20 protein-coding genes are annotated in these 23989 nt (G+C 69.0%); 14 read left to right on the top strand and 6 right to left on the bottom strand.

Annotation, left to right across the window (positions count from 1 at the left end):
* Window positions 1-34 precede the first annotated feature (34 nt).
* Entirely contained in the window at window positions 35-1723 is a 1689-nt protein-coding gene (locus tag G6G98_RS06640) for an ABC-F family ATP-binding cassette domain-containing protein (protein ID WP_164233052.1), read from the top strand.
* Between the two features lie 5 nt (window positions 1724-1728).
* On the opposite strand, the gene G6G98_RS06635 is transcribed toward G6G98_RS06640, so the two are convergent.
* A complete protein-coding gene (locus G6G98_RS06635) occupies window positions 1729-2814 on the bottom strand; it encodes an FAD-dependent oxidoreductase (RefSeq protein WP_067349555.1) in 1086 nt (361 codons plus the stop codon).
* Window positions 2815-2891: 77 nt separating this feature from the next.
* Between G6G98_RS06635 and G6G98_RS06630 the strand changes: the two genes are divergently transcribed.
* The 3 genes from G6G98_RS06630 to G6G98_RS06620 all read left to right on the top strand — a co-directional run bounded on the left by G6G98_RS06630 (window position 2892) and on the right by G6G98_RS06620 (window position 9678).
* Window positions 2892-4007, top strand: a complete 1116-nt coding sequence (locus G6G98_RS06630; RefSeq protein WP_067349560.1) for a GuaB3 family IMP dehydrogenase-related protein — start codon at window positions 2892-2894, stop codon at window positions 4005-4007.
* 58 nt (window positions 4008-4065) lie between these two features.
* On the top strand, window positions 4066-4824 hold the full coding sequence (locus G6G98_RS06625) for an SURF1 family protein (RefSeq protein WP_164233171.1): 759 nt from the start codon (window positions 4066-4068) through the stop codon (window positions 4822-4824).
* Between the two features lie 264 nt (window positions 4825-5088).
* Window positions 5089-9678: an ExeM/NucH family extracellular endonuclease gene (locus G6G98_RS06620; protein WP_243842023.1), complete on the top strand. Its 4590-nt coding sequence runs from the start codon at window positions 5089-5091 to the stop codon at window positions 9676-9678.
* A gap of 77 nt (window positions 9679-9755) precedes the next feature.
* On the opposite strand, the gene G6G98_RS06615 is transcribed toward G6G98_RS06620, so the two are convergent.
* Window positions 9756-10382 carry a glyoxalase gene (locus G6G98_RS06615; protein ID WP_164233056.1) on the bottom strand — a complete coding sequence of 209 codons (627 nt, stop codon included), beginning with the start codon at window positions 10380-10382 and terminating at the stop codon, window positions 9756-9758.
* 66 nt (window positions 10383-10448) lie between these two features.
* Window positions 10449-11255, bottom strand: coding sequence for a DeoR/GlpR family DNA-binding transcription regulator (locus tag G6G98_RS06610; protein WP_067349564.1), 807 nt, complete (start codon window positions 11253-11255; stop codon window positions 10449-10451).
* Between the two features lie 272 nt (window positions 11256-11527).
* Here G6G98_RS06610 and G6G98_RS06605 point away from each other — a divergent pair, with 272 nt between their 5' ends.
* From G6G98_RS06605 to guaA, 8 genes are all read left to right on the top strand, one after another.
* Window positions 11528-12823 (top strand): ABC transporter substrate-binding protein, encoded by a 1296-nt coding sequence (locus G6G98_RS06605; RefSeq protein WP_067349569.1) that lies wholly within the window; start codon window positions 11528-11530, stop codon window positions 12821-12823.
* An 83-nt stretch (window positions 12824-12906) separates the two neighbouring features.
* Window positions 12907-13830, top strand: a complete 924-nt coding sequence (locus G6G98_RS06600) for a carbohydrate ABC transporter permease (RefSeq protein WP_067349572.1) — start codon at window positions 12907-12909, stop codon at window positions 13828-13830.
* A gap of 2 nt (window positions 13831-13832) precedes the next feature.
* Window positions 13833-14678: a carbohydrate ABC transporter permease gene (locus tag G6G98_RS06595; protein ID WP_067349575.1), complete on the top strand. Its 846-nt coding sequence runs from the start codon at window positions 13833-13835 to the stop codon at window positions 14676-14678.
* 44 nt (window positions 14679-14722) lie between these two features.
* The gene (locus tag G6G98_RS06590; protein ID WP_067349579.1) at window positions 14723-15586 is read left to right on the top strand and encodes a ketose-bisphosphate aldolase; all 864 of its coding nucleotides are present in this window, start codon (window positions 14723-14725) and stop codon (window positions 15584-15586) included.
* A gap of 28 nt (window positions 15587-15614) precedes the next feature.
* The gene (locus G6G98_RS06585; protein ID WP_164233058.1) at window positions 15615-16811 is read left to right on the top strand and encodes an ADP-dependent glucokinase/phosphofructokinase; all 1197 of its coding nucleotides are present in this window, start codon (window positions 15615-15617) and stop codon (window positions 16809-16811) included.
* Window positions 16808-17785 carry a class I mannose-6-phosphate isomerase gene (locus G6G98_RS06580; RefSeq protein ID WP_067349585.1) on the top strand — a complete coding sequence of 326 codons (978 nt, stop codon included), beginning with the start codon at window positions 16808-16810 and terminating at the stop codon, window positions 17783-17785. Before G6G98_RS06585 ends, G6G98_RS06580 begins: the two co-directional genes overlap by 4 nt.
* 41 nt (window positions 17786-17826) lie before the next feature.
* A complete protein-coding gene (locus G6G98_RS06575; RefSeq protein WP_164233060.1) occupies window positions 17827-18297 on the top strand; it encodes a DUF3817 domain-containing protein in 471 nt (156 codons plus the stop codon).
* Window positions 18294-19880: a glutamine-hydrolyzing GMP synthase gene (gene guaA, locus G6G98_RS06570; protein ID WP_067349592.1), complete on the top strand. Its 1587-nt coding sequence runs from the start codon at window positions 18294-18296 to the stop codon at window positions 19878-19880. Before G6G98_RS06575 ends, guaA begins: the two co-directional genes overlap by 4 nt.
* Window positions 19881-19976: 96 nt before the next feature.
* Here the strand turns inward: guaA and G6G98_RS06565 are convergent, their stop codons facing one another.
* Complete coding sequence (locus G6G98_RS06565) at window positions 19977-20648, bottom strand: DNA alkylation repair protein (protein WP_164233062.1); 672 nt, start codon at window positions 20646-20648, stop codon at window positions 19977-19979.
* A gap of 134 nt (window positions 20649-20782) precedes the next feature.
* Between G6G98_RS06565 and G6G98_RS06560 the strand changes: the two genes are divergently transcribed.
* On the top strand, window positions 20783-21208 hold the full coding sequence (locus tag G6G98_RS06560; RefSeq protein ID WP_067349600.1) for a YciI family protein: 426 nt from the start codon (window positions 20783-20785) through the stop codon (window positions 21206-21208).
* Window position 21209: 1 nt separating this feature from the next.
* Window positions 21210-22502 carry an RNA polymerase sigma factor gene (locus tag G6G98_RS06555; protein WP_164233064.1) on the top strand — a complete coding sequence of 431 codons (1293 nt, stop codon included), beginning with the start codon at window positions 21210-21212 and terminating at the stop codon, window positions 22500-22502.
* A gap of 70 nt (window positions 22503-22572) precedes the next feature.
* Here G6G98_RS06555 and G6G98_RS06550 read toward each other — a convergent pair whose 3' ends face one another.
* Both G6G98_RS06550 and G6G98_RS06545 read right to left on the bottom strand, forming a co-directional pair.
* The gene (locus G6G98_RS06550; protein ID WP_067349605.1) at window positions 22573-22845 is read right to left on the bottom strand and encodes a GlsB/YeaQ/YmgE family stress response membrane protein; all 273 of its coding nucleotides are present in this window, start codon (window positions 22843-22845) and stop codon (window positions 22573-22575) included.
* A gap of 162 nt (window positions 22846-23007) precedes the next feature.
* Complete coding sequence (locus G6G98_RS06545) at window positions 23008-23919, bottom strand: Bax inhibitor-1/YccA family protein (protein ID WP_164233066.1); 912 nt, start codon at window positions 23917-23919, stop codon at window positions 23008-23010.
* Window positions 23920-23989 lie beyond the last annotated feature (70 nt).

Genomic DNA, 23989 nt, shown 5'->3' with positions numbered 1-23989 from the left:
TTCGCAGGTGCGGGCGGAAGGACGGCCACGCACGGTGGGCTATATCGATGTCTCCGGGATCTCTCTGACACTGCCCGACGGGAGACCCCTGCTCGACGAGGCGACGTTCCGGGTCGGCGCAGGCTCCACGAGCGCGCTGATCGGGCCGAACGGCGCAGGCAAGACGACGCTGCTGCGGATCATCCGCGGCGATCAGGCGGCGGACGCCGGCGTGGTCACGATCGACGGCGGACTCGGCGTGATGGACCAGTTCGTCGGTCACGGCGAGCCCGGCCAGACCGTGCACGAGCTGCTCGTCCGCGTCGCCCCGCGGCGCATCCGCGAGGCGGCCGAGGCGCTGGAGGCGGCGGAGAACGCCCTGATGGAGCGCGACGAGCACGACGCGCAGATGGCCTACGCCTCGGCGATCGCCGAGTTTGCGGATGCCGGCGGCTACGAGCACGAGACGGTGTGGGATCAGTGCACCGTGTCGGCCCTGGGCGTGCCCTATGAGCGGGCTCGCTTCCGCGAGCTGACCTCCCTCTCCGGTGGAGAGCAGAAGCGGCTGGCGCTGGAAGCCCTGCTCCGCGGTCCCGACGAGGTGCTGCTGCTCGACGAGCCCGACAACTACCTCGACGTGCCCGCGAAGCGCTGGCTCGAGGAGCAGCTGCGGCAGACGCCGAAGACGGTGCTGCTCGTGTCGCACGATCGCGAGCTGCTCGCCCGTGCCGCCGACCGCATCATCACCCTCGAACCGGGCGGCGCCGGAGCGACCGCGTGGGTGCACGGCGGCGGCTTCGGCACCTACCACCAGGCCCGCAGCGATCGGATGGACCGGCTCGACGAGCTGCGCCGCCGGTGGGACGAGCAGCACGAGAAGCTGCGCACCCTCGTCGCGAACCTCAAGGTCAAGGCGGCGGCGAACGACGGCTTCGCCTCGCGGTATCAGGCCGCGCAGACCCGTCTGCGGAAGTTCGAGGAGGCCGGCCCTCCGGAGGAGCGTCCACCGGAGCAGGAGTTCGACATGCGACTGCGCGGCGCTCGCACGGGCAAGCGCGCGGTGGTCGCGGAGCGGCTGGAGCTGACGGGACTGATGCGGCCCTTCGACGCCGAGGTCTGGTACGGCGACCGCGTCGCGGTGCTCGGGTCCAACGGCTCGGGCAAGTCGCACTTCCTGAGGCTGCTCGCACGCGGCGGCACCGATCCCGACCCCACGCTCGGTCACGTCACGTCGTCGGGGGAGCAGCTGAGCGAGGTCGCGCACACGGGGCGCGCCGTGCTCGGCGCGCGGGTCGTCCCCGGCCTGTTCGCCCAGACCCACGCACACCCGGAGTTCGTCGGGCGCACGCTGCTCGAGATCCTGCACCGTGGTGACGAGCGCCGTGCGGGCCTGCCGCGCGACGCCGCGAGCTCTGCGCTCGATCGCTACGGGCTGGTGCGGCAGGCGCAGCAGACGTTCGAGTCGCTCTCCGGCGGCCAGCAGGCGCGATTCCAGGTGCTGCTGCTCGAGCTCTCCGGCGCCACGCTGCTGCTGCTCGACGAGCCGACCGACAACCTCGATCTGGAGTCGGCGGAAGCGCTCGAGGACGCGCTCGCCCGCTTCGAGGGCACCGTGCTCGCCGTCACTCACGACCGCTGGTTCGCCCGCTCGTTCGACCGCTTCCTCGTCTTCGGCTCCGACGGCGAGGTCTACGAGGCCGACGAGCCGGTGTGGGACGAGAAGCGGGTGGTCAGGGCGCGCTGAGCCGCTCAGCGACCGAGGCGGAACGGCTCCGCGGCGCGAGCCGCCGGATCGAGCGCGAGATCGGCGAGCACGGCCCCGACACCGGGGGCGAACTTGAAGCCGTGACCGGAGAATCCGGCGCCGACGACGATGCGGCCGCGGCGATCGAGCACGAACGCGCTGTCTGCGGTCGACGTGTAGGTGCAGCTGACAGGCACGGCGGATGCCGGGTCGAGGCCCGGCATCCACTCACGCACGTACTCCGCGAGGGCGGCCGTGTGCGTGGGGCGGTGCGGCCGGGCGTCGGGGTCGACGATGTCCCCGACCTGATGGAAGCCCACCTTCACGCCTTCGCCGGGGGTGGGCATGCCGTACACCGTCCCCGGGTACGCGGCCGGATCGACGTAGTGGTTGAACGAGGGCCAGATCGCGTCCGTGACAGGGGAGAAATGGGCCGGCGTCTCCTCGGTCACGGCCAGCGGCGGCAGACCGAACGACGGCAGCATCCGCGTCGTCCACGCGCCCGCCGTCACGACCACGGCGTCCGCGTGCAGGAGGCCCGCGGGCAGTCGCAGCGTGACTCCGGCATCCGTCTCCTCGATGCCGAGCACGGGCGTCTCCCAGCGCACCTCGCCGCCTCCGGCGGCGATCCGCCGCTCCAGCTCCGCCATCGCCGCCGCCGCTCGTGCCACGCCCGCATCGCGGGAGAACAGCACCGTCTCCTCGAAGCGCATCCCCGACCAGCGGGCGGACGCCTCCGCGCCCGACAGCAGCTCGGCGTGGATGCCGCGTGCGGTCAGCCGCCGAGCGATCGCGCCCGCGTCGACCGCGCCGTGCGTGACCAGCCCGTGCAGCCGCAGCAGCGGCTCGCCGCCGACGTCTCCGAGCGCCTCCCAGCCCGCGCGGGAGCGCACGAGCAGGTCGAGGTAGTGCTCCTCGTCGTACGCGTTGTTGAAGTTGCGGGTGGCGCCGTGCGAGGCGCCCTCGTGATGACCGCGCGCGAAGCGCTCCAGCACCACCGGCCGCCGTCCGCGCCGTGTGAGCTCCCACGCGGTCGCCAGCCCCATCACGCCGCCGCCCACGACGGCGACGTCCACGGCATCCGCTCCCATATCCGCCTCCCGGAGAGTCGGTTCCAGTCTCCCAGCCGCGGGCGGGTCCGCGTGCCGGGTAGTCTGGTGGGGTGACCATGGAGATCGAGCTCGGCCGAGGAAAGCGCGCGCGACGCGCGTACACGTTCGACGACATCGCGGTGGTGCCGTCTCGGCGCACGCGCAACCCGGAGGACGTGTCGACCGCATGGACCATCGACGCCTTCGGCTTCGAGATCCCCGTGCTGGGCGCCCCGATGGACTCCGTCGTGAGCCCGCAGACGGCGATCATGCTGGGCCAGCTCGGCGGCCTCGGCGTCCTCGACCTCGAAGGCCTGTGGACGCGGTACGAGGACCCGGAGCCGCTGCTCGCGGAGATCGCCGGACTCGGCGACGACGTCGCGACCGTGCGGATGCAGCAGCTCTACTCGGAGCCCATCAAGCCGGAGCTGATCACCCGCCGCCTGGCCGAAATCCGCGAGGCGGGCGTCACCGTCGCCGGCTCCCTCACGCCGCAGCGCACTCAGGAGTTCTACGACACGGTCGCCGCCGCCGGCGTCGACCTGTTCGTCATCCGTGGCACCACGGTCTCCGCCGAGCACGTCTCGAGCGTCGACCAGCCGCTGAACCTGAAGAAGTTCATCTACGACCTCGACGTCCCCGTCATCGTCGGCGGCGCGGCGACGTACACGGCCGCCCTGCACCTCATGCGCACCGGCGCCGCGGGCGTGCTCGTCGGCTTCGGCGGGGGAGCGGCTTCCACGACCCGCGCCACCCTCGGCATCCACGCCCCGATGGCGACCGCCGTCTCCGACGTCGCGGCCGCCCGCCGCGACTACCTCGACGAGTCCGGCGGCCGCTACGTGCACGTGATCGCCGACGGCGGCGTCGGCACCTCCGGCGACATCGTCAAGGCGCTGGCCATGGGCGCGGATGCCGTCATGCTCGGCGTCGCACTGGCCCGCGCCACCGATGCACCGGGTCGCGGCTTCCACTGGGGACCCGAGGCGCACCACCCGAAGCTCCCGCGCGGTCGCCGCGTGAGGGTCGGCGGGATCGGCACGCTCGAGGAGATCCTCTACGGCCCGGCACCGATCGCCGACGGCACGGCGAACCTCATCGGCGCGCTGCGCAAGTCGATGGCGACCACGGGCTACTCCGACCTCAAGGAATTCCAGCGCGTCGAGGTCGTCCTCGCGCCCTACGAGTCCTGAGGCACCGCACCGCACCGTGACATCCCCTGCGCTGTTCCCGCCCACTCTCCGTGAGGTGATGCTCCGGGGACGCTGGATCGGGATGCTCCTGCTCTGCCTCGTCGTAGCCGGGGTCTTCGCCTGGCTCGGGCAGTGGCAGCTCGGGCGCGCGATCGAGACCGACCCGCCACCGCCGGGCGCGACGGAGAAGGTGCGTCCGCTGAGCGACGTCGTCGCGCCGGGGGAGTACCTCCCGGAGCCGCTCGTCGGGCAGCGCGTCGAGACCACCGGCTCGTGGATCCCCGGCGACTTCATCGTCGTCTCGAGCCGTTTCAACGACGACGTGCAGGGGTACTGGGTGACCGGGCAGCTCCGCGTCGCGGAGAGCACGTCGATCGCGGTGGCGATCGGCTGGGCGCCAGACCGGGAGACGGCGGATGCGGCGGTGGAGGCGCTCGACGCGGATGCCGACGGCTCCGAGGTCTCGGTGACCGGCCGGATCATCTCCGATGAGGGCCCCTCGGCGCCGCCGCGTGATGACCCGGGGCGCCTGGACCGCATGTCGCCGGCGGCGCTGCTCAGCCGGTGGCACGACGTGGACCAGCTGGACGTCTACCGCCCGTACCTGGCGTCGGCGACGGCATCCGCAGGCCTCGTCGACATCTCCTCGCCCGCGCCCGAGGAGCAGTCCCCGGTCAACTGGCTGAACATCTTCTACGCCGCCGAGTGGGCCATCTTCGCCGGCTTCGCGTTCTACCTCTGGTACCGACTGGCGAGGGACGCCTGGGAGCGCGAGGTCGAGGATTTCGAGGACTCCGCCGGGACGGCATCCGCCTGACGATCTGCGCATCCGCGCACCGCGGAATGCGCACCTGAGCGGCGTTTTGTGCGCTCCCTCTGAACAGGTTGTGCGATCCGGTGATCGCCGGATGACGAAACGGCAAACACCGTTGAGGATGTCCGGGCCGCTCCGTATGCTCCCATCCATGTGTGTGCGCCATGAGCGCTCGCTGCGACGGTTCCACGAGAGCTGTCGCCTGACCCGAACGAGGAGACAGCACCGATGATGTCCGCCCCCGACGCCGAGAACCGAGAGGTACCGGTGTCACTCCGCAGAAACAGGGGGCGCGTCGGCGCCCTCGCCCTCACCTGCGTCGCAGCCCTGGGCGCCGGCGCCCTGGTCGCGACCCCTGCCGCCGCGAACACCTCTGGGACGGGGGTGGTCATCAACGAGGCCTACCTGTCGGGAGGCAGTGCGGGTGCAGCGTTCACGAACAAGTTCGTCGAACTCCACAACCCGACAGACGCACCCGTCACGCTCGACGGCATGTCGCTCCAGTACCGCTCGGGCACCGGCACGGCCGCGTTCCAGGGTGTGGCGCCGCTCACCGGTGAGATCCCGGCCGGCGGCTACTTCCTCGTGCAGGGCGGCAGCAACGGCGCCAACGGCGCGGCCCTGCCCACGGCGGACGTCGTCAGCACCCTCAACCCGAGCGGCAGCACGGGGACGCTCGCCCTCGTCGAGGGCACCGCCGCGGTCACCCTCACCCCCGGCTCCGTCGTCGGCGCCGCCGGCGTCGTCGACCTGGTCGGCTACGGCACATCGAACACCTACGAGACCAAGGCAGCCACCGCGCCCGCGGGCAACACCGACGTCAAGTCGCTGAACCGCACCGGCGGAGCGGACACCGACGACAACAGCGCCGACTTCACGCTGTCCGCCACGATCACGCCGCAGAACACCGGCGGCACCGAGCCGGAGGAGCCGGAGGAACCCGCCAAGGTCTCCATCGCCGAGGTCCAGGGCACCACCGACGTCTCGCCGCTGAGCGGTCAGACCGTCACCGTCGAGGGCGTCGTCACGGCCGACTACCGCACCGGCGGCTACAAGGGCATCACCATCCAGACCGCCGGTTCCGGTGGCGCGACCGACGCGACGCCTGGTGCATCCGACGGCGTCTTCGTCTTCCTGAACGCGCTGTCGCCGACGCTCGCGATCGGCGACCTCGTCTCGGTGACCGGCACGGTCAGCGAGTACTTCGGTCAGACGCAGATCAACCCGACCGCGCTGTCCGGGATCAGCGTCGTCCAGGCCGGCGCCGGAGTGCCGGCGACGACGCCGCTCGCCGACACCGTGCTCGGCGCCGACCGCGAGCAGTACGAGAACATGTACGTCGCCCCGGCGGGCGCCTACCGCGTCGCATCCAGCCACCAGCTGTACAACTTCGGCACCCTCTGGCTGAATGTCGGTGGCGAGCTCAACCAGAAGAGCACCGAGGTCGTGCGCCCGGGTGACGAGGCGGCGGCGATCACCGCGGCCAACCGCGCCAACCGCATCCTGCTCGACGACGGCTGGTCCATCCAGGTCTCGAACAGCGGCCACCCCGCCGACCAGCCGTACTTCACGAAGGACGTCGTCGTCCGCAACGGCGACACCGTCGACTTCGGCGACAACGGCTACGTGCTGCAGTGGGGCTTCAACGACTGGCGCCTGCAGCCGGTCGTCCCGATCGACAGTGCGTCGCCGGCGGACCTCAAGGTCGGCTTCGCAGCGACCAACCCGCGCGTCGACACGGCGCCGGCCGTCGGCGGTGACGTCCAGGTCGCGTCGTTCAACGTCTACAACTACTTCACCACGCTGAAGAGCGAGAACTCGAACGCGCGCGGCGCGGCGACTGCCGAGCAGTTCGCGATCCAGAAGTCGAAGATCGTGTCGGCCATCAACGGGCTCGACGCCGACATCGTGTCGCTGATGGAGATCGAGAACTCGATCAAGCTCGGCGGCACCGTCGACGAGGCTCTCGCCGATCTGGTCGCCGGTCTCAACGAGGATGCGGGCAGCGAGGTCTGGGCCTACGTGCCGACTCCCGTCGCTCTGCACGACGCGTCCACGACCGACTACATCACCAGCGCGATCATCTACCGGAAGGCGGCCGTCTCGCGCGTGGGCGACAGCATGACCGTCACCGACGAGACCGTCTGGGGCAACGCGCGCGAGCCGATCGCCCAGGCCTTCGACGTCGACGGCCGCGTCGTGACCGTCGTCGCGAACCACTTCAAGTCGAAGTCCGCTCCCGAGGGCGGCGGCACGGAGCCGGCTGACGGCCAGGGCTTCTTCAACGCCGACCGCGTGAAGCAGGCCAACTCGGTTCTGGCGTTCACGCAGACGATCGAGGAGACCACCGGGAGCAGCGACATCCTGCTGATCGGCGACTTCAACGCCTACGCGAAGGAGGACCCGATCGAGGTCTTCACGACCGCGGGCTGGAGCGATGTCGCCCGGGAGAAGGCACCCGAGCAGCACACATACACGTTCGACGGCGAGCTCGGCTCGCTCGACCACGTGATCGCCTCGCCCTCCCTGGCCCCGTCGATCACCGGCGCGGGCGTGTGGAGCATCAACTCCCCGGAGTGGAGCGATCGCGGATTCGCGTTCGGCGCCGCCGAGGCGGGCACCCCGTTCCGCTCCAGCGACCACGACCCGATCATCGTCGGCGTCTCCTCGGAGATCCCGCCCGTGAGCATCGACGTCGTCACGATGAACGACTTCCACGGTCGCATCGAGGCCGACGGCGCCGCCGCCGGCGCTGCGGTGATGGCCGGCGCGGTTCAGCAGTTCCGCGCTGCGAACCCGAACACGATCTTCGCCGCCGCGGGCGACCTGATCGGCGCATCGACGTTCACCTCGTTCATCAACGACGACAACCCCACGATCGACGCGCTCAACGCCGCCGGGCTGGACGTCAGTGCGGCGGGCAACCACGAGTTCGACCAGGGCTGGGCCGACCTCCGAGACCGTGTGCAGGACCGGGCCGACTGGGAGTACATCTCGTCGAACGTGTTCGTCACCGAGTCCGGCGACCCGGCGCTCGCCCCGGCGTGGGTGAAGGAGCTCGACGGGGTGCGCGTCGGCTTCGTCGGCGCCGTCACCGAGGACCTGCCGACGCTGGTCTCGCCTGACGGCATCGCCGAGCTCGAGGTGCGCAGCATCGCCGAGTCCGTGAACGCCGTGGCCGACGACCTGCGTGACGGCGACGCCTCCAACGGCGAGGCGGATGTCGTCATCCTCCTCGTGCACGAGGGCGCGACCACCGTGGACGTCTCCAGCATCACGCCGGACTCGGCGCTCGGCGAGATCGTCTACGGGGTCGACCAGGACGTCGACGCCATCGTCTCCGCGCACACCCACCTCGCGTACAACCACGTCATCGACGGCCGTCCGGTCGTCTCGGCTGGCCAGTACGGCGAGAACCTCGGCCTCATGAACATCCAGGTCGACGCGAAGACGAAGGACCTGATCTCGATCACCAACGAGATCAAGCCGCTCACGTCCGCCGGCAAGCCGCTCTACCCGGCGGTGCAGACGGTCGCCGACATCGTCGCGAAGGCGAAGGCGGATGCCGATGTGCTGGGTGCCGTCAAGGTCGGCGACATCACCGCCGACTTCAACCGCGCTCGCCAGACCAACGGGTCGGAGAACCGCGGCGGGGAGTCCACGATCGGCAACTTCGTCGCCGACGTGCAGAAGTGGGCGACGGATGCGGACATCGCGTTCATGAACCCGGGCGGCATCCGCGCCAACCTGACCCACGCGCCGGGCGCGGCGGGACCGGAAGCCGACCCTGCAGGCAACGTCACCTATCGCGAGGCGGCGACGGTGCAGCCGTTCGCCAACACGCTCGTCACGCTCACCCTCACCGGTGCGCAGCTGAAGGGCGTGCTGGAGGAGCAGTGGCAGCCCGCGGGCGCGGCCCGTCCGTTCCTCAAGCTCGGCGTCTCGAAGGGCCTGGTGTACACCTACGACCCGACGGCGGCGCAGGGCTCCCGGATCACGTCGATCACGCTCGACGGCGTGGCGATCGACCCGGCGGCGAACTACACGGTGGCGGCGAACTCGTTCCTCGCGGCGGGTGGGGACAACTTCTCCACCTTCAAGCAGGGAGCGGGCAAGCGCGACACCGGCAAGATCGACCTGCAGTCGATGGTCGACTGGTTCGACGCCAACAAGACGGCGAGCCCGGACTACGCTCAGCGCGCCGTCGGCGTCGCGGTCAGCGCTCCGGATGCCGACGGCTACAGCGCCGGCGACCAGGTGACGATCTCGCTCTCCTCGCTGGCGTTCAGCGCGGGCGAGCCGGCACCGGGCGAGGTGACGCTCTCGCTGGGCGACGCGCAGCTGGCGGCCGGCGCGATCGACACCGCCATCGTCGACACCACCGACGAGGTCGGCCGCGCTGCGCTCACCTTCACCGTCCCGGACGGGGTGTACGGCGAGCAGTCGCTCACCGTCGCCGTGGCCGGCACGGGGACCACGGTGCAGGTGCCCTTCACCATCGCCGGTGAGGCTCCGTTCGCCGGCAGCATCGAACTGAGCTCCTCGACGGTGACTGCCGGCAAGGCGCTCACCATCACCGGCTCCGGGTACGTGGCGGGCGAGACGGTGACCGTCGAACTCCGCGGCGGCAAGGGCGGGCCGGTCTCGCTCGGCGAAGTCGTCGTGGGTGACGATGGCGGCTTCAGCCAGTCGGTGGTCGTGCCGAAGAGCACGAAGAAGGGCGCCTACACGATCGCCGTCGCTCAGGCCGACGGCGACGAGGCGACCGCCGACGTGACCGTGAAGAGCGGCAACGGCAACGGAGGCGTGAAGGGCATCGTCGACTGGATCTGGGACCTGATCAAGGGATGGTTCTGAGTCCGGCTGACGGATGACGCAGGCGAAGGCCGCCGGGAGTGATCCCGGCGGCCTTCGTCGTCCGCACCTGTTCCGCGTCAGGTGTTCGCGGCGGCGGTGACGGGCTCCCACGCGAAGCCGTCGGCGTCGACGACGGCGCCGATCGCCCCGTGCACGGTGATCCGGTGCGAGCCGCTGCCGTCGGGGGAGACTCCGGCGGACTTCGCGAGGGCTGCGCGCTTGTACAGCCCCAGTCCGATGGAGCCGGCGGGCGTCTCGAAGTCGACGTAGCTGCCGAAGCTCTTCCGCACGCGGAAGCCGCGATCGGCGTAGAACGCGCGGCTCGCACGCACGTCGTCGACGCCGAGGAGCAGCACGACGTGGTCGAAGGCCTTCGCGACAGGGGCCGTGTCCTTCTTCGCGGAGGTGGCGATGTTCCACAGGGCGCCGTCCGGAGCCTGCACGACCCCGCCCACGCCCCACAGCGACTTCGAGACGGGCTTGACGACCGTGGCGCCGGCAGTGACCGCTGCGTCGAACAGGGCCCGCACGTTCCCCGGCTGCGAGGCGACGAGGGAGAGCGTGTACCCGCGGAAGCCGGAGGTGCCGGCATCCGCGAGCCGGAAGCGGAGCCGCTCGCTGAGGCCGAAGGCGGTCTCGTAGAACGTCTGCGCGGCGGCGACGTCCGTGACGTCGAGGGTGAAGGAGTCGATGGTGTTGTTCATGTCCTCGACGCTACGGAGGCCGCCGGAGGCGTGCTTCTCGATTCCTGACCGATGCCTCAGTGTGCCTCAGGGAGTGATTACCTCGACGTCCGCCTGCGTGAGGGCAGCGGCGATGGTGCTCGGTGGTGGTGCATCGGTGACGATGTGGTCGGCTCGATCGAGGGGAGCGACCTGCGCGAAGAGCCGGCGACCGAACTTCGTGGAGTCTGCGAGGATCGCCGTGCGCTCGGCCCGCTGGATCATCTCGGACATCATCGCTGCGTCCCCGAGATTCGATGTCGAGTACCCCGCTTCGTCGACGGCGCCGACGGCGATCAGGGCGAGGTCGCAGCGGATGTCCACCTCGGGACCTCCGGGGGTCATCGTGAAGGCGACAGGACCCGTGGTGGCCTGCGTGATCGCCCGGACCGCCCCGCCGAAGACGTAGAGGTCGCGGAACGCCGAGGGGGAGATCTCCGCAGGGATCCGCAGATTGTTCGTCGCAATCGTGAGGTCGCGGTGATTGCGCAGCGCGCGCGCGAGGGCGAGGGTCGTCGTCCCCGCATTGAGCATCACGACCGCGCCGTCGTCGATCAGCCCCGCGGCGAGCCGGGCGATCTTCTCCTTCTCCTCCGTCTGCATACGGAGCCGGACATCGAGTGCGCGGTCCTTGAGTTGACCGTCCGCCGCGCTCACCGCTCCGCCATGGGTGCGGATCACGACGCCCTCGCGGTCGAGCTGGTCCAGATCGCGGCGGATGGTGTCGATGGAGACGCCGAAGTGCTCCGCGAGGTCGCCGACGGTCACCTCGCCCGCCTGCTCGACGTATGCGGCGAGGTCGGCTTTACGCCCCGCGGGGAGGCGCCGTCTGGGGGAAGGCCCGGTTGCGTCCATGCAGTCATCTTTAGCACATGCATGCAACAAATGCGGCAGACTTCGGCAGAAACCAGCAGGAGGGGTCGGTCCGCGATTGCCCCGGGTCTGCCGCGTGGTGCGCGCCATTCGACCGCGTGTGCACGGGATTCGACTCCTTGTCGCCGGGAATCCGGCCGGCCGGGATTCACTCCATGCTTGACGTTCTTGCAAATAACTGCGTAACATTGCTCAAAACCGCATGAACTAGCACTCGAAGCGCGTATGCGGCACGATCTCGAAGAGGAGAAGTGATGATCACAGTGGGGCGAGGGCGACGCGTTCTGAAGGTCGCCGGCGCAGCGGCAGCAGCCGTGACAGTACTCGGCGCGGCGGGCTGTGCCGCGGGCGACAGCGGAGCCGAGGGAGGCGACGAGGGGGACGTCACCATCGAGTTCGCACAATGGTGGGAGCCGGAGCTCCCCGACGGCGAGTTCCGGGCGCTCATCGACGAGTTCGAGGACGCCAACCCCGGTGTCACCGTCGAACTCGTGAGCGGTCCTTACGCGTCGACCAAGGAACAGCTGTTCGCCGGTGCAGCATCCGGCACGATGCCCGACGTGGTCGGGCTCGACGGCGCCTGGGTCAACGACTTCGCCTCTCAGGGCGTCATCGCCGACCTGAGCGCGTTGATGGAGGAGTTCGGCTACGACGACGGCGAGCTCGCCAGTCAGATCCAGGTCGACGGCAGCACCTACATGATCCCGGTCGTGAACTTCGTCTACCCGATGTTCACGAATGACACGCTCCTCGCCGAGGCCGGCGTCACTGCTCCGCCGGCGACCCGCAGCGAGTTCGCGGATGCGGCCTCGAAGGTCTCCGCCCTGGGCGGCGATGTCTCGGGCTGGGTGCTTCCGCTCTCGCTCGAGGCGCCTAACGGCGTGCAGAACGACGTCATGTCATGGGTGTGGGCGTCGGGCGGATCGATGCTGAAGGACGGTCAGCCGGATCTCACAAACGACGACGTGACGTCGGCGGTCGACTTCATCGGCGGAATGTGGGATGACGGCTCTATCGCCTCCGGTTCCTTCACGATGAAGGAGCAGGACAAGGTCGAGGAGTTCACGAACGGCCGCGTCGGCATGATGATCGACTCACTCGCGCACATCAACCTGATCCGCGAGACCAACCCCGACCTGACGTTCTCGATCTCAGCGCTGCCCGCCGAGGACGGCTACGACGGCGAGCGGGGCATCCCCTACGCGTCGTGGGGCATCGGCGTCGCCGAGAACTCCGAGCACAAGGAAGCCGCCTTCAAGCTCGTCGAGTTCCTCATGAGCCAGGAGACGAACTCCGAGCTGTCGACCATGGCCAAGGCGTTCCCGGGCAACTCGGAGTCCGTTCCGGATTTCGTCAACGACGACGAGCTGTTCAAGAAGGCATTCGAGATCTACCAGGCCGGATACCCGGCGAACGAGTTCACGGGCCTCCCCGTGGCGGAGGATCTGATGCGTCAACTCGGCGAGCAGCTGCAAGCCGCGTTCGACGGGCAGCAGTCGATCGACGAGGCCCTGAAGAAGGCCCAGGAGTCGTGGATGAAAGAGTTCTGAAGCTCCTTCGGCTTCCCACCTGAACGGGGTGCCGCATCGCGGATGCGGTGCGGCACCCGACCAACCTAGGAGCATCGGTTCACATGAGCCTGAAACTGTCCGACGACACCGAGGTGATCGTCACGGGCGTCGCCCCCTCGCGTCGCCGTCGGCAGCTGCGCAAAACGGCCGAGTCGTACGCCTTCCTCTCTCCGACGGTCATCCTGCTGTTCGTCCTGATGATCGTCCCGATCGTGATGGTGATCGGCTACTCGTTCCAGGACAACGTGATCCTGAACAAGTCGCCCGAGTTCGTCGGCATCGGCAACTATGTCCAGATCCTCACTGACCCAGGGTTCTGGAAGGCGACGGGCAATACGGTGCTCTTCACGGTGACGAGCGTCGCGGCGCACCTCGTGCTGGGTCTCGCGTTCGCGATGATGCTCAACAGCCCGTTGCTGGGGCGTTTCTCGCGTTCGATCTTCCGGGCGCTCTACGTACTGCCCTGGCTGTTCACGGTGGCGGTGATCGCGGTCCTGTGGCGCATGCTCCTGGCCCCCAACGGCGTCGTCAACTTCCTGCTCAACACGGACATCGAGTGGCTGGCCTCCCCGCAGCTGGCACTGGGCACGATCATCTTCATCAACATCTGGGCGGGGTACCCGTTCTTCATGGTGAGCCTGCTAGCCGGGCTTCAGGGCGTTCCCGTCGAACTGCACGAGGCGGCGACCGTCGACGGCGCGAACGCCGTGCAGCGTTTCTGGAACGTGACGATCCCGCAGCTGCGGCCGATCATCGTCAGCCTGGTGCTGCTCGACCTGATCTGGACCTCGCAGCAGTTCGCCCTGATCTGGATGACCACGGGCGGCGGTCCGATCGACGTGACCGAGGTGCTCAGCACATTCACCTACAAGCTGGCCTTCGCCAAGTACGACTTCTCCCTCGCCGCGACCTCTGCGGTGCTGGTGCTGCTGATGTCGATGGTGCTCGCCGTCTTCTACGTCCGCCATCAGAAAGCGAGGGACTGATCATGGCTCTCACCGTCGATTCCCGGCGACGCGTCGCGAAGTCCGCCCTCATCGTCGGCCTGATCATCGGCGCGGTGTTCGCCGCAGGCCCCGTGGCCTGGATGCTGTCGAGCTCGTTCAAATCCAACACGCAGATCTTCGAGCTGCCGCCCCGGCTGCTCACCGACACGTTCTCGTTCGACGCGTACACGGCGATCTTCACGAATCCCGAGACGATGCGGTTCTTCCTGAACAGCTACGTCGTCGCCGGCTCCGTGACGATCCTGACGCTGCTCGTCGCGATCCAGGCCGCCTACGCGTTCAGCCGGTTCGACTTCCGCGGCAAGCGCATCCTCAACGTGGTGATCGTGAGCGTGCAGGCCGTGCCTCCGATCACGCTGCTCATCCCGTATTTCGGGCTCATGGTGGCACTCGGCCTCTACAACTCCTATGCGGGGCTGATCCTCACATACATGGTGTTCACGCTGCCCTACGCGATCATCATGATGACCGGCTACTTCAACACCCTGCCGAAAGAGCTGGACGAAGCCGTCCGCGTCGACGGCGCCGGGTCGATGACGGCGCTGTGGCGCATCCTCGTCCCGATCTCGATCCCCGGCATCGTCTCGGTCGGCATCTACACGTTCATGATCGCGTGGAACGAGTACCTGTTCGCGCTCACGCTTACGCGCACCATCGACATGCGCACGGTGCCGATCGGCATCCAGCTCCTCATGGGCCAGCACTCCTACGAATGGAACCAGATCATGGCCATGAGCGTGCTCGGATCCATCCCGGTGCTGATCCTCTTCCTCTTCTTCCAGAGGTACTTCATCAGCGGTCTCACGGCAGGGTCCGTGAAGAGCTGAGCCGTGTCCTCGGAACCACGACCATCACGAAACAGGAGAAACAAGTGCTCTACACCGGCAGATCCATCCTCGATGTCGCCAACGCGAACAACTTCGCCATCCCGGCATTCAACATCAGCGACTGGGCGATGTTCAACGGAATCATGGACATCAGCGAGGAGAAGGCCGCCCCGGTCATCATCGCGATCCACCCTGACGAGGTCTCGCACATCACGACCGACCTGATCCCCGCGATGCACTCGCGCGCCCACCGTTCGAGCGTGCCGGTCGCGATTCACTGGGATCACGGCGGCAGCTATGAGCAGATCATCAGGGCGATCCACTCCGGGTTCACCTCGGTCATGATCGACGCGTCCCTCGAGCCGTTCGAGCAGAACGTCGCACTGACCAGCAAGGTCGTCGAGGCGGCGCACGCTGCGGGGATCCAGGTCGAGGGTGAGCTCGGCACGATCGGCGCGAACGACAGCTACGGCGAGTCCGGCGCGGCCGAGATCATCTACACCAACCCGGCCGACGCCGTGCGCTTCGTGGAGGAGACCGGCGTCGACAGCCTCGCCATCGCGATCGGCACGTCGCACGGCCTGTACCCGAGCGACAAGAACCCTGAACTGCGTCACGACCTTCTCCAGGAGATCAAAGCCGCGATCGGCATCCCGCTCGTGCTGCACGGCGGCTCCTCCAACCCGGATGCCGAGCTGCGCCGCGCGGTCGAGCTCGGCGTCAACAAGATCAACATCTCCAGCGACATCAAGGTCTCGTATCACGACCGCATGCGCGAGGTGCTCGGCACGGATCGCCGCCTGCGCGAGCCGAATGCGATCCAGCCCGAGGCGCTCGCGGCGATGAAGGTCACGGCCGCAGAGAAGATCTCGCTGTTCCAGGCAGACGGCAAGGCGTCGCTGTACTGAGCTGCGGACTCGGAGAATGATCGGCGACGTGGACAGGAAGCTCGTGCTCGGACTCGGCGGCACCGTCGACTACGAGCTGTCATGGGACTCGGCCGTGCTCGATCGTCTCGCGCATGCACACGGAGTGAGACGGCACGAGCTCACCACCACGGCGCCGATCATCGACGAACGGTCGCTGCTCGTCGCGATCGTGTCGTTCCTCGCGTCTGGAGCGGGAGCGGAGCGGTTCGTAGCCTCATCGGCCGTGATCCAGTCGTTCGTGTCGCACTTCGATTACGCGATCACCCTCGGCGGGACGGGCGTTCGGGCGGGGCTCGTCCTGGATGCCCTCGGCATCCCGAGCACCCAGCATCTCGTGAGCATCGACGACAACGTGCGCCGGCTTTTGCCCGACTCGATCTCCTACGTGACAGCGGCGCGCGAGGACACGCTCGATCCGCATCTCATTGTGCAGTATCCGGCGGGCGCGATGGTCCGGCTGACCGACGGCGACGTGCTCGCGCCCGCGCCGAATCGGCTGATCTTCGCGAACGACCCGCCGAACAGATCGATGCCGCTCGCCGCCGACCTCGCCCAGGAGCTCGCCCAGGCTGACGCCTTCCTCGTCTCCGGGTTCAACACCATGCAGGACCATGACCTGCTCGAACGCCGGCTCGTGGAGCTGGCGCGGGCGATGCGAGCGCTGCCCCGCGGTGCACTTGTGTACTACGAGGACGCCGGCTTCTACAGCCTGGAGTTCGCCGAAACCGTGCGGGCGCGACTGCTCGGCCGGATCGACGTGTACGGGATGAACGAGGACGAGCTGCAGGAGTACATCGGTCGGTCGGTGAACCTCCTCGATGCGCACGACGTGCGGCGAGCGCTCAACGAGGTCCGGTCTATCATCCCCGCCGTGGCGCTGGTGGTGCACACGCGCTACTGGGCGATCGCGGTCGGGGAGGGCGCCCGGCGCCACCACGCGGCGATCGAGAGCGCGGTCAGAGTGGCTGCGACGCGTTACCGCGTCGGCGATCGGCTCACGGCAGCCGACGTCGCGGAGACCGACGAGATGCCACGGCACGCAGCGGGCGCGGCGCTGATCGAAGCAGTCGTGGCGGAACTCGGCGATGCGGTGGGGGTGGCGGCGTTCGCGCTCGACGTCGCGCACCCCACCACCGTCGGCCTGGGGGACACCTTCGTCGGCGGCTTCCTCGCCGGATCCTTCGGCGAAGCGGAGAGCGGATGAAGCCGCTGGTCCTGCCGTCGAACCGGCCGCCGGAGCGCTTCTACCGCGGTGGTTCGCGCATCAGCGCGTTCCGCGGCGAGTCCGCAGATGCGCCCCGCGAGCCCGAGGACTGGGTGGGCTCGACCACCACGATCAACGGAGAGGCGGACTCCGGCCTCACCCGGCTGCCGGACGGCCGTCTGCTCCGGGAGGCTGTCGAGGCGGACCCGGTCGCATGGCTGGGCGAGGAGCACGCCGGACGCTGGGGCTCGGATGTGAGGCTTCTCGTGAAGCTCCTCGACGCCGGGCAGCGGCTGCCCGTGCACGCGCATCCGCACGACGACTTCGCAGCGGCCCACCTGAACACCGCGCACGGTAAGGCTGAGGCCTGGTACATCCTGCAGGGCGGCACCGTCCATGTGGGGTTGCGGCGGGACACGGACACTGTCGAGCTGGCTGGCCTCGTCGCGCGGCAGGACGCACCGAGGCTCCTGGGGCTCCTCCACGAGTGCGAGGTGAAGCCCGGGGACGCGGTCTGGGTGCCGCCGGGAGAGCTGCATGCGATCGGGGCGGGCGTTCTGCTCCTCGAGCTCCAGCAACCCGAGGACCTGTCGATCCTGCTGGAGTGGAAGGGGTTCGCGATCGACGGCGCAGCTGTCGGGCACCTGGGCCTCGGCTTCGATGTCGCGCTCGCCGGGGTGAACACGCGTGGACGGGCGGCCGACGAGATGGGGGCGCTGGTGCGCGCGGCACCCGCCTCGGGGTCGGCCTTCCCCGAGGCTGCCGATGAGTACTTCCGGCTCGACCGTTTGCCGGTCGACGGCGAGGCCAGGATCGACGCAGGTTTCGCGATCGTCGTCGTGATTCGCGGCGAGGTGACGATCGGCGGCGAACGCGTCAGCGCGGGGACGACGCTGCTGGTGCCGCACGCGGCGGGGGCACTGTCGGTCAGCGGCGCGGGGGAGGTGCTTGTGGCGAGGCCGCCCGCCCCGTGACGCCGGAGAGGCGCCCGTCCGCCGGCGACTAGACTGGGGACATGCCCGAACCGAAAGTCGCCAGCTTTCCGGCGATCCGCGGTGCGCTGAAGTTCTACCAGGTCGCGTCGATCATCACCGGAGTCATGCTGCTCCTCCTGGTCGCGGAGATGGTGCTGAAGTACACGCCGATCCACCTCGAGCTCTTCGCAGGCGGTTCCGGCGGGCCGCTCTGGTTCGCCCCGGTCGTCGAAGGGCCCGAGGGCCTCGAATCCACCGGTGACGGCATCAACCTGTCGCTCGCGATCCTCGTCGCGCACGGCTGGTTCTACGTCGTCTACCTCTTCGCGTGCTTCCGGATGTGGAGCCTCATGCGCTGGCCGTTCCTGCGCTTCATCCTGCTCGCACTCGGCGGCGTCATCCCGCTGCTGTCGTTCTTCATGGAGGCCGTCGTCGCCCGCGACGTCAAGGCCTACCTCGCCACACGAGAGGCCGCCGAGGTCTCCGCTCCCGCCACGGAAGGTGTCCGTTGACCGAACAAACAGAGACTCAGCAGCGTCCGGCGCTCGTCGTCGACTTCGGCGCGCAGTACGCGCAGCTGATCGCCCGGCGCGTGCGCGAGGCCGGCGTGTACAGCGAGATCGTGCCGCACACCGCCACGGCCGAGGAGATCGCGGCGAAGAACCCGGTGGCGCTGATCCTCTCCGGCGGTCCCTCCTCGGTGTACGAGGACGGCGCCCCGAAGCTGGACCCGGCCGTCTTCGACCTCGGCGTGCCGACCCTCGGCATCTGCTACGGCTTCCAGTACATGGCGCAGACGCTGGGCGGCGAGGTCGCGAACACCGGGCTGCGCGAGTACGGTGCGACCGACGCGCACATCCCCGACAACCAGAGCTCGCTGCTCGCCGGACAGCCGGTGGAGCAGAACGTGTGGATGAGCCACGGCGACCAGGTCGCGAAGGCCCCGGAGGGCTTCGAGGTGCTCGCCACCACCGACGCCACGAAGGTCGCCGCCTTCGCGAACGAGGAGCGCAGGCTCTACGGCGTGCAGTGGCACCCCGAGGTGAAGCACTCCGACCACGGCCAGGCGATCATCGAGAACTTCCTGCACCGCGGTGCAGGCCTCGCCTCCGACTGGAACAGCGGCAACGTGATCGCCGAGCAGATCGAGCGCATCCGCGAGCAGGTCGGCGACGCGCGCGTCATCTCCGCCCTATCCGGCGGCGTCGACTCCGCCGTCTCCACCGCACTCGTGCACCGTGCCATCGGCGATCAGCTCACCGCGGTCTTCGTCGACCACGGACTCCTCCGCAAGGGCGAGCGCGAGCAGGTCGAGAAGGATTACGTCGAGTCCACCGGCGTCCGTCTCATCACGGTCGACGCCGCAGACACGTTCCTCGGGCACCTCAAGGGGGTCACCGACCCTGAGGAGAAGCGCAAGATTATCGGCCGCGAGTTCATCCGCGCGTTCGAGAAGGTGCAGCGCGACCTCGTCGAGGAGGCGAAGGCCACGGGCGGCGCCCCGGTCAAGTTCCTCGTGCAGGGCACCCTGTACCCCGACGTCGTCGAGTCCGGCGGCGGCGCGGGCACCGCGAACATCAAGTCGCACCACAACGTCGGCGGTCTGCCCGACGACCTCGACTTCGAGCTCGTCGAGCCGCTGCGCGCCCTGTTCAAGGACGAGGTCCGTGCGATCGGCCGCGAGCTCGGCATCCCCGAGGCGATCGTCGGCCGCCAGCCGTTCCCCGGCCCCGGCCTCGGCATCCGCATCATCGGAGAGGTGACCCGCGACCGGCTGGAGATCCTCCGCGAAGCCGACGCCATCGCCCGTGAGGAGCTCACCAAGGCCGGCCTCGACCAGGAGATCTGGCAGTGCCCGGTCGTGCTGCTCGCCGATGTCCGCTCGGTCGGCGTCCAGGGCGACGGCCGCACCTACGGCCACCCGATCGTGCTGCGTCCCGTGTCCAGCGAGGACGCGATGACCGCCGACTGGACGCGCCTGCCCTACGACGTGCTCTCGAAGATCTCGAACCGCATCACCAACGGGGTGCGCGACGTCAACCGCGTCGTCCTGGACGTGACCTCCAAGCCGCCGGGGACCATCGAGTGGGAGTGACGCGTCTGACGCGCTGACACCCCGGCTGTCGCCGAGACCCCGTCGTACCTGCGCAGGTACGACGGGGTCTCGACGTCAAGACGGGGTCTCGGCGGGTCAGGAGAGGTGCTTGAGCGCTTCCCGGCGGGAGAGCCCGCTGAGATCGGGGTGCGCGGCGACGAAGGCGCGGACCCATTCGGCATCCGTCTTCGCGTACTCGCGCAGCGCCCAGCCGATCGCCTTGCGGATGAAGAACTCCGTGTCCTCGATGTTCGACTCGATCGCGATCGTCAGCAGCTCGAGATCGGTCGCCTCCTTTTGCTTCAGCTGCGAGATGATGCTCGACCGGCGGATCCAGAGATCATCGTCGGCGGTCCACCTCAGCATCAGCTGCGTGACCTCCACGGGGTGGTTCCGCAGCACCTCGGTGATCCGCGCCGACACCTCGTCGACGTGGTCCCACCAGGCGCCGGTGCGGATGAACTCCTCGTGCAGGTTGAGCAGGTCGAGCCGGCCGCGCAGCGGCTTCAGCGCCAGCAGCGCCGTGGCCGCATAGCGCTCCTCACGGTGCGTCGCCTCCCGCCAGAGCATCGTCGCGGCCTCGCGCAGCACGTCGGCATCCGTCACGCCCCTCGTGAGCGGCCGCAGCGCCGCCCGCAGCACCGGCAGCTTCACGCCGAGGTACGGCATCGTCGACTTCATGTACGTCTGCTGCGCCGGGGCGAGTGACGGATCCGCGATCTCACGGAGGGCCAGGCGGATGCTGTCGGCGAGTTCGGCGGCGGTCACGGAGCGAGTCTAGGGGCGGCTCGCGAAGAATCCTCCGAAGTTTTTTTCTGCGCGCATGTCGATCCCGGACGTTCCCGTTCGACGTCTTCAATGAGAGGGTCGAGAGACGGCCTTCACCACCAAGGAGACACACCATGAAGTACATGCTGATCATGCGCTCGAACGACGAGGCCGTCGAGGCCTACAAGGAGATGCCGTTCGAGGAGGTCATCGCCGCCATGGGCGCGTACAACGAGTCCATGATGAAGGCCGGCGTCCTTCTCGCCGGCGAGGGCCTCACGGATGCCGCCGAGGGCTTCGTCGTCGACTTCAGTGCCGAGAAGCCGCTGATCACCGACGGCCCCTACGGGGAGACCAAGGAGCTGTTCAACGGCTTCTGGATCATCGAGGTGTCCACGCGCGAGGAGGCCGCGGAGTGGGCGAGCCGCGCCCCGCTCGGACCCGGTTCCTACCTCGAGGTCCGCCGAGTGACGGGACCGGAGGACTTCCCGGCCGACAACGAGTGGATCCAGAAGGAAGAGGGCTGGCGCGAGGAGCAGGCGCAGCGCGCCCAGCAGTGAGATGAGCGACATCCTCCCGAGCGAGACGGCGCGCTCCGCCCCCGGCAGGGGAGCGGCGGAGCGCGCCGTCGCCGCCGTGTGGCGCATCGAGTCCGCCAAGATCGTCGCGACGCTCACCCGGATGGTCGGCGACTTCGGACTCGCCGAGGACCTCGCCCAGGAGGCCCTCGTCGACGCCCTCTCCCAGTGGCCGGTGGAGGGCGTGCCGCGCAACGGCGCGGCGTGGCTCACGGCCGTGGCCAAGCGCAAGGCGATCGACGGCTGGCGACGGCGGGAGCGCCTGGACGACCGCATCGCCGTGCTCGCGCACGACCTCGAGCGCGAGCAGGCCGAGCAGGCCGAGGCGACGCCCTGGGACCCGGATGCCGTCGACGACGACGTGCTGCGGCTGATCTTCATCTCCTGCCACCCCGTGCTCTCCAGAGAGGCGCAGGTGGCGCTGACCCTGCGGGTCGTCGGAGGCCTCTCCAGCGAGGAGATCGCCCGCGCCTTCCTCGTGCCGACCGCGACCGTGCAGCAGCGCATCGTGCGCGCCAAGAAGACGCTCGCAGCCGCGAACGTGCCGTTCGAGATGCCTCCGCGCGAGGAGCACGGCGAACGCCTCGGCGCGATCCTCGGCGTGCTCTACCTGATCTTCAACGAGGGGCATGCGGCGTCGAGCGGTCCGGACTGGATGCGCCCGGAACTCAGCCTCGAGGCCATCAGGCTCACGCGCGTGCTGGCGGCGCTCATGCCGCGAGAGCGAGACGTGCACAGCCTGCTCGCTCTCATGGAGCTCACGGCGGCGCGCTTCGCCGCCCGCGTGGACGCGAACGGCGACCCGGTGCTGCTCGGCGATCAGGACCGCCGTCGCTGGGATCGCAGCCGGATCGCGCGCGGGCGCGCCGCCCTCGCCAGGGCGGATGCGCTCGGCACGGGCCGGGGCTCCTACGGGCTCCAGGCGGCGATCGCCGAGTGCCATGCCGTGGCGGCATCCGTGGAGGAGACGGACTGGGAGCGCATCGTCCTGCTCTACGAGGCGCTGGGGCGCATCGCGCCGTCACCGGTGATCGAGCTGAACCGCGCCGTGGCTGTGGCGATGGCGACCGGCCCTGCATCCGCCCTGCGCATCATCGACCGCCTCGCGGAATCCGGGGCGCTCCGCGGTTATCACCTGCTGCCGGCGACCCGCGGAGAGATGCTTCTGCGTCTGGGGCGCACGGAGGAGGCGCGGAGCGAGTTCGCGGCCGCGGCCGCGCTCGCCGGGAACGACCGCGAACGAGCGCTTCTCGAGGCCAAGGCCGCCGGACGCTGAAACGGGCCCGTCCCCTTCGGAACCGGAGGGCGCCGAAGGGGACGGACGTGTGCGGTCTCTGCGCGAGCGGTCAGCTGCGGACCCGGTCGCCACGGCCGACGATCAGGCCGTAGATCAGGAGGACGACGATCGAGCCGCCGATCGCGAGGAGCCAGGTCTGCAGGCTCCAGAACTCCTGGAGGTTCGCGCCGAAGATCACGCTGCCGAGCCAGCCGCCGAGCAGTGCGCCGACGACGCCGAGGAGCAGAGTGACGAACCAGCCTCCGCCCTGGCGTCCCGGGAGGATCAGCTTGGCGATGGCTCCGGCGATGAGGCCGAGCAGAAGGAAGGCGAGGAAACTCATGAGTCAGCTCCTTTGTGTCAGGAGCCCCGCGGTGGCAGGGCTTCGTGTGTGCCACTCTGGCGGTTCCCGTTCCTGAAGCACAGGCCCTTGCGCTGAGGCCCGCGAGTATGGCAAAGGCCCGCCTCCACGAGGGAGGCGGGCCTTGTGCGGTGCTGCTCGGGGTCAGTCGTTGCCGCGGAGGATCGCGATGATCCGCAGGATCTCGACGTACAGCCAGACGACCGTGACCATGATGCCGAAGGCGCCGAGCCAGCCGTAGACGCGGGGAGCGCCGTTGCGCACGCCCTGCTGGACCTGGTCGAAGTCGAGGACCAGCGAGTAGGCGGCCATGAGCACCACGAGGATGCCGATGATCAGGCCGAGCGGGATGCCCATGATCTCCGCGCTGTACAGGCCGAACGCCTGACCCTGCGGCAGGACGCCCGTCCACATCAGGACGAGGTTCAGCAGCGAGAAGACCAGGTAGCCGACCATCGCGATCATGAAGATCTTCGTGGCCTTCGCCGAGGCGCGGATCTTGCCGTTCGCGAAGAGGGCCAGGGTGACGGCCACGACCGAGACGGTGGCCAGCGTCGCCTGGATGACGATGCCGGGCCAGAGCATCTCGAAGAACGCCGAGATCCCGCCGACGAAGAGTCCCTCGAAGGCCGCGTAGGCGAAGATCAGCACCGGGCGCACCTTCTTGCGCGAGGTGAACGAGACGACCATCGCCAGCACGAAGCTGCCGAGGGCGCCGATGATCCACGGCAGCATCGAGACGCCCTGGTACGGGTTCACGCTCAGTCCGCCGAGGGTCCACACCCAGCCGATCGCCGCGGTGACGAGGAGGATGCCGAACAGGCCTGCGGTCTTCCAGACCGTGTCCTCGACCGTCATCCGGTCGGTCTCGATCGCGCCGGCCGGGGGAGCGGCGTACATGCCCTCCAGCTGCGCGTTGACGGCGGCGTCCATGCCCGCGTGCTGGAACGAGGCGGTCTGCGCACCCTGAGCCGCCTGCGGTCCGCCCGGGTAGGTCGCGACGTTGCGCGGGTCCTGCTGCTGGAACGCCGGATTGTTGAATGCGAAGTTGCTCATGGTGGGCCTCACTCCAAAGAGGGTCGAAGTCGCTTTCCTCCACGATACCCGCGCGGTGCGGACGCGGGGG

It is taken from the genome of Microbacterium hydrocarbonoxydans, from assembly GCF_011752045.1.
Lineage (GTDB): Bacteria > Actinomycetota > Actinomycetes > Actinomycetales > Microbacteriaceae > Microbacterium.
The sequence above is the reverse complement of the archived record's forward strand: the minus strand, read 5'-3'. Positions and strand labels throughout refer to the sequence as shown.

Excerpts from the sequence above, each read along its gene's own strand:
- G6G98_RS06595 (WP_067349575.1), top strand. The coding sequence starts at position 13,833 with ATGGCTCTCACCGTCGATTCCCGGCGACGCGTCGCGAAGTCCGCCCTC.
- G6G98_RS06615 (WP_164233056.1), bottom strand. The coding sequence starts at position 10,382 with ATGAACAACACCATCGACTCCTTCACCCTCGACGTCACGGACGTCGCC.
- G6G98_RS06600 (WP_067349572.1), top strand. The coding sequence starts at position 12,907 with ATGAGCCTGAAACTGTCCGACGACACCGAGGTGATCGTCACGGGCGTC.
- G6G98_RS06560 (WP_067349600.1), top strand. The coding sequence starts at position 20,783 with ATGAAGTACATGCTGATCATGCGCTCGAACGACGAGGCCGTCGAGGCC.
- G6G98_RS06555 (WP_164233064.1), top strand. The coding sequence starts at position 21,210 with ATGAGCGACATCCTCCCGAGCGAGACGGCGCGCTCCGCCCCCGGCAGG.
- G6G98_RS06625 (WP_164233171.1), top strand. The coding sequence starts at position 4,066 with ATGCTCCGGGGACGCTGGATCGGGATGCTCCTGCTCTGCCTCGTCGTA.
- G6G98_RS06610 (WP_067349564.1), bottom strand. The coding sequence starts at position 11,255 with ATGGACGCAACCGGGCCTTCCCCCAGACGGCGCCTCCCCGCGGGGCGT.
- G6G98_RS06635 (WP_067349555.1), bottom strand. The coding sequence starts at position 2,814 with ATGGGAGCGGATGCCGTGGACGTCGCCGTCGTGGGCGGCGGCGTGATG.
- G6G98_RS06605 (WP_067349569.1), top strand. The coding sequence starts at position 11,528 with ATGATCACAGTGGGGCGAGGGCGACGCGTTCTGAAGGTCGCCGGCGCA.
- G6G98_RS06550 (WP_067349605.1), bottom strand. The coding sequence starts at position 22,845 with ATGAGTTTCCTCGCCTTCCTTCTGCTCGGCCTCATCGCCGGAGCCATC.
- G6G98_RS06575 (WP_164233060.1), top strand. The coding sequence starts at position 17,827 with ATGCCCGAACCGAAAGTCGCCAGCTTTCCGGCGATCCGCGGTGCGCTG.
- G6G98_RS06580 (WP_067349585.1), top strand. The coding sequence starts at position 16,808 with ATGAAGCCGCTGGTCCTGCCGTCGAACCGGCCGCCGGAGCGCTTCTAC.
- G6G98_RS06545 (WP_164233066.1), bottom strand. The coding sequence starts at position 23,919 with ATGAGCAACTTCGCATTCAACAATCCGGCGTTCCAGCAGCAGGACCCG.
- G6G98_RS06630 (WP_067349560.1), top strand. The coding sequence starts at position 2,892 with ATGGAGATCGAGCTCGGCCGAGGAAAGCGCGCGCGACGCGCGTACACG.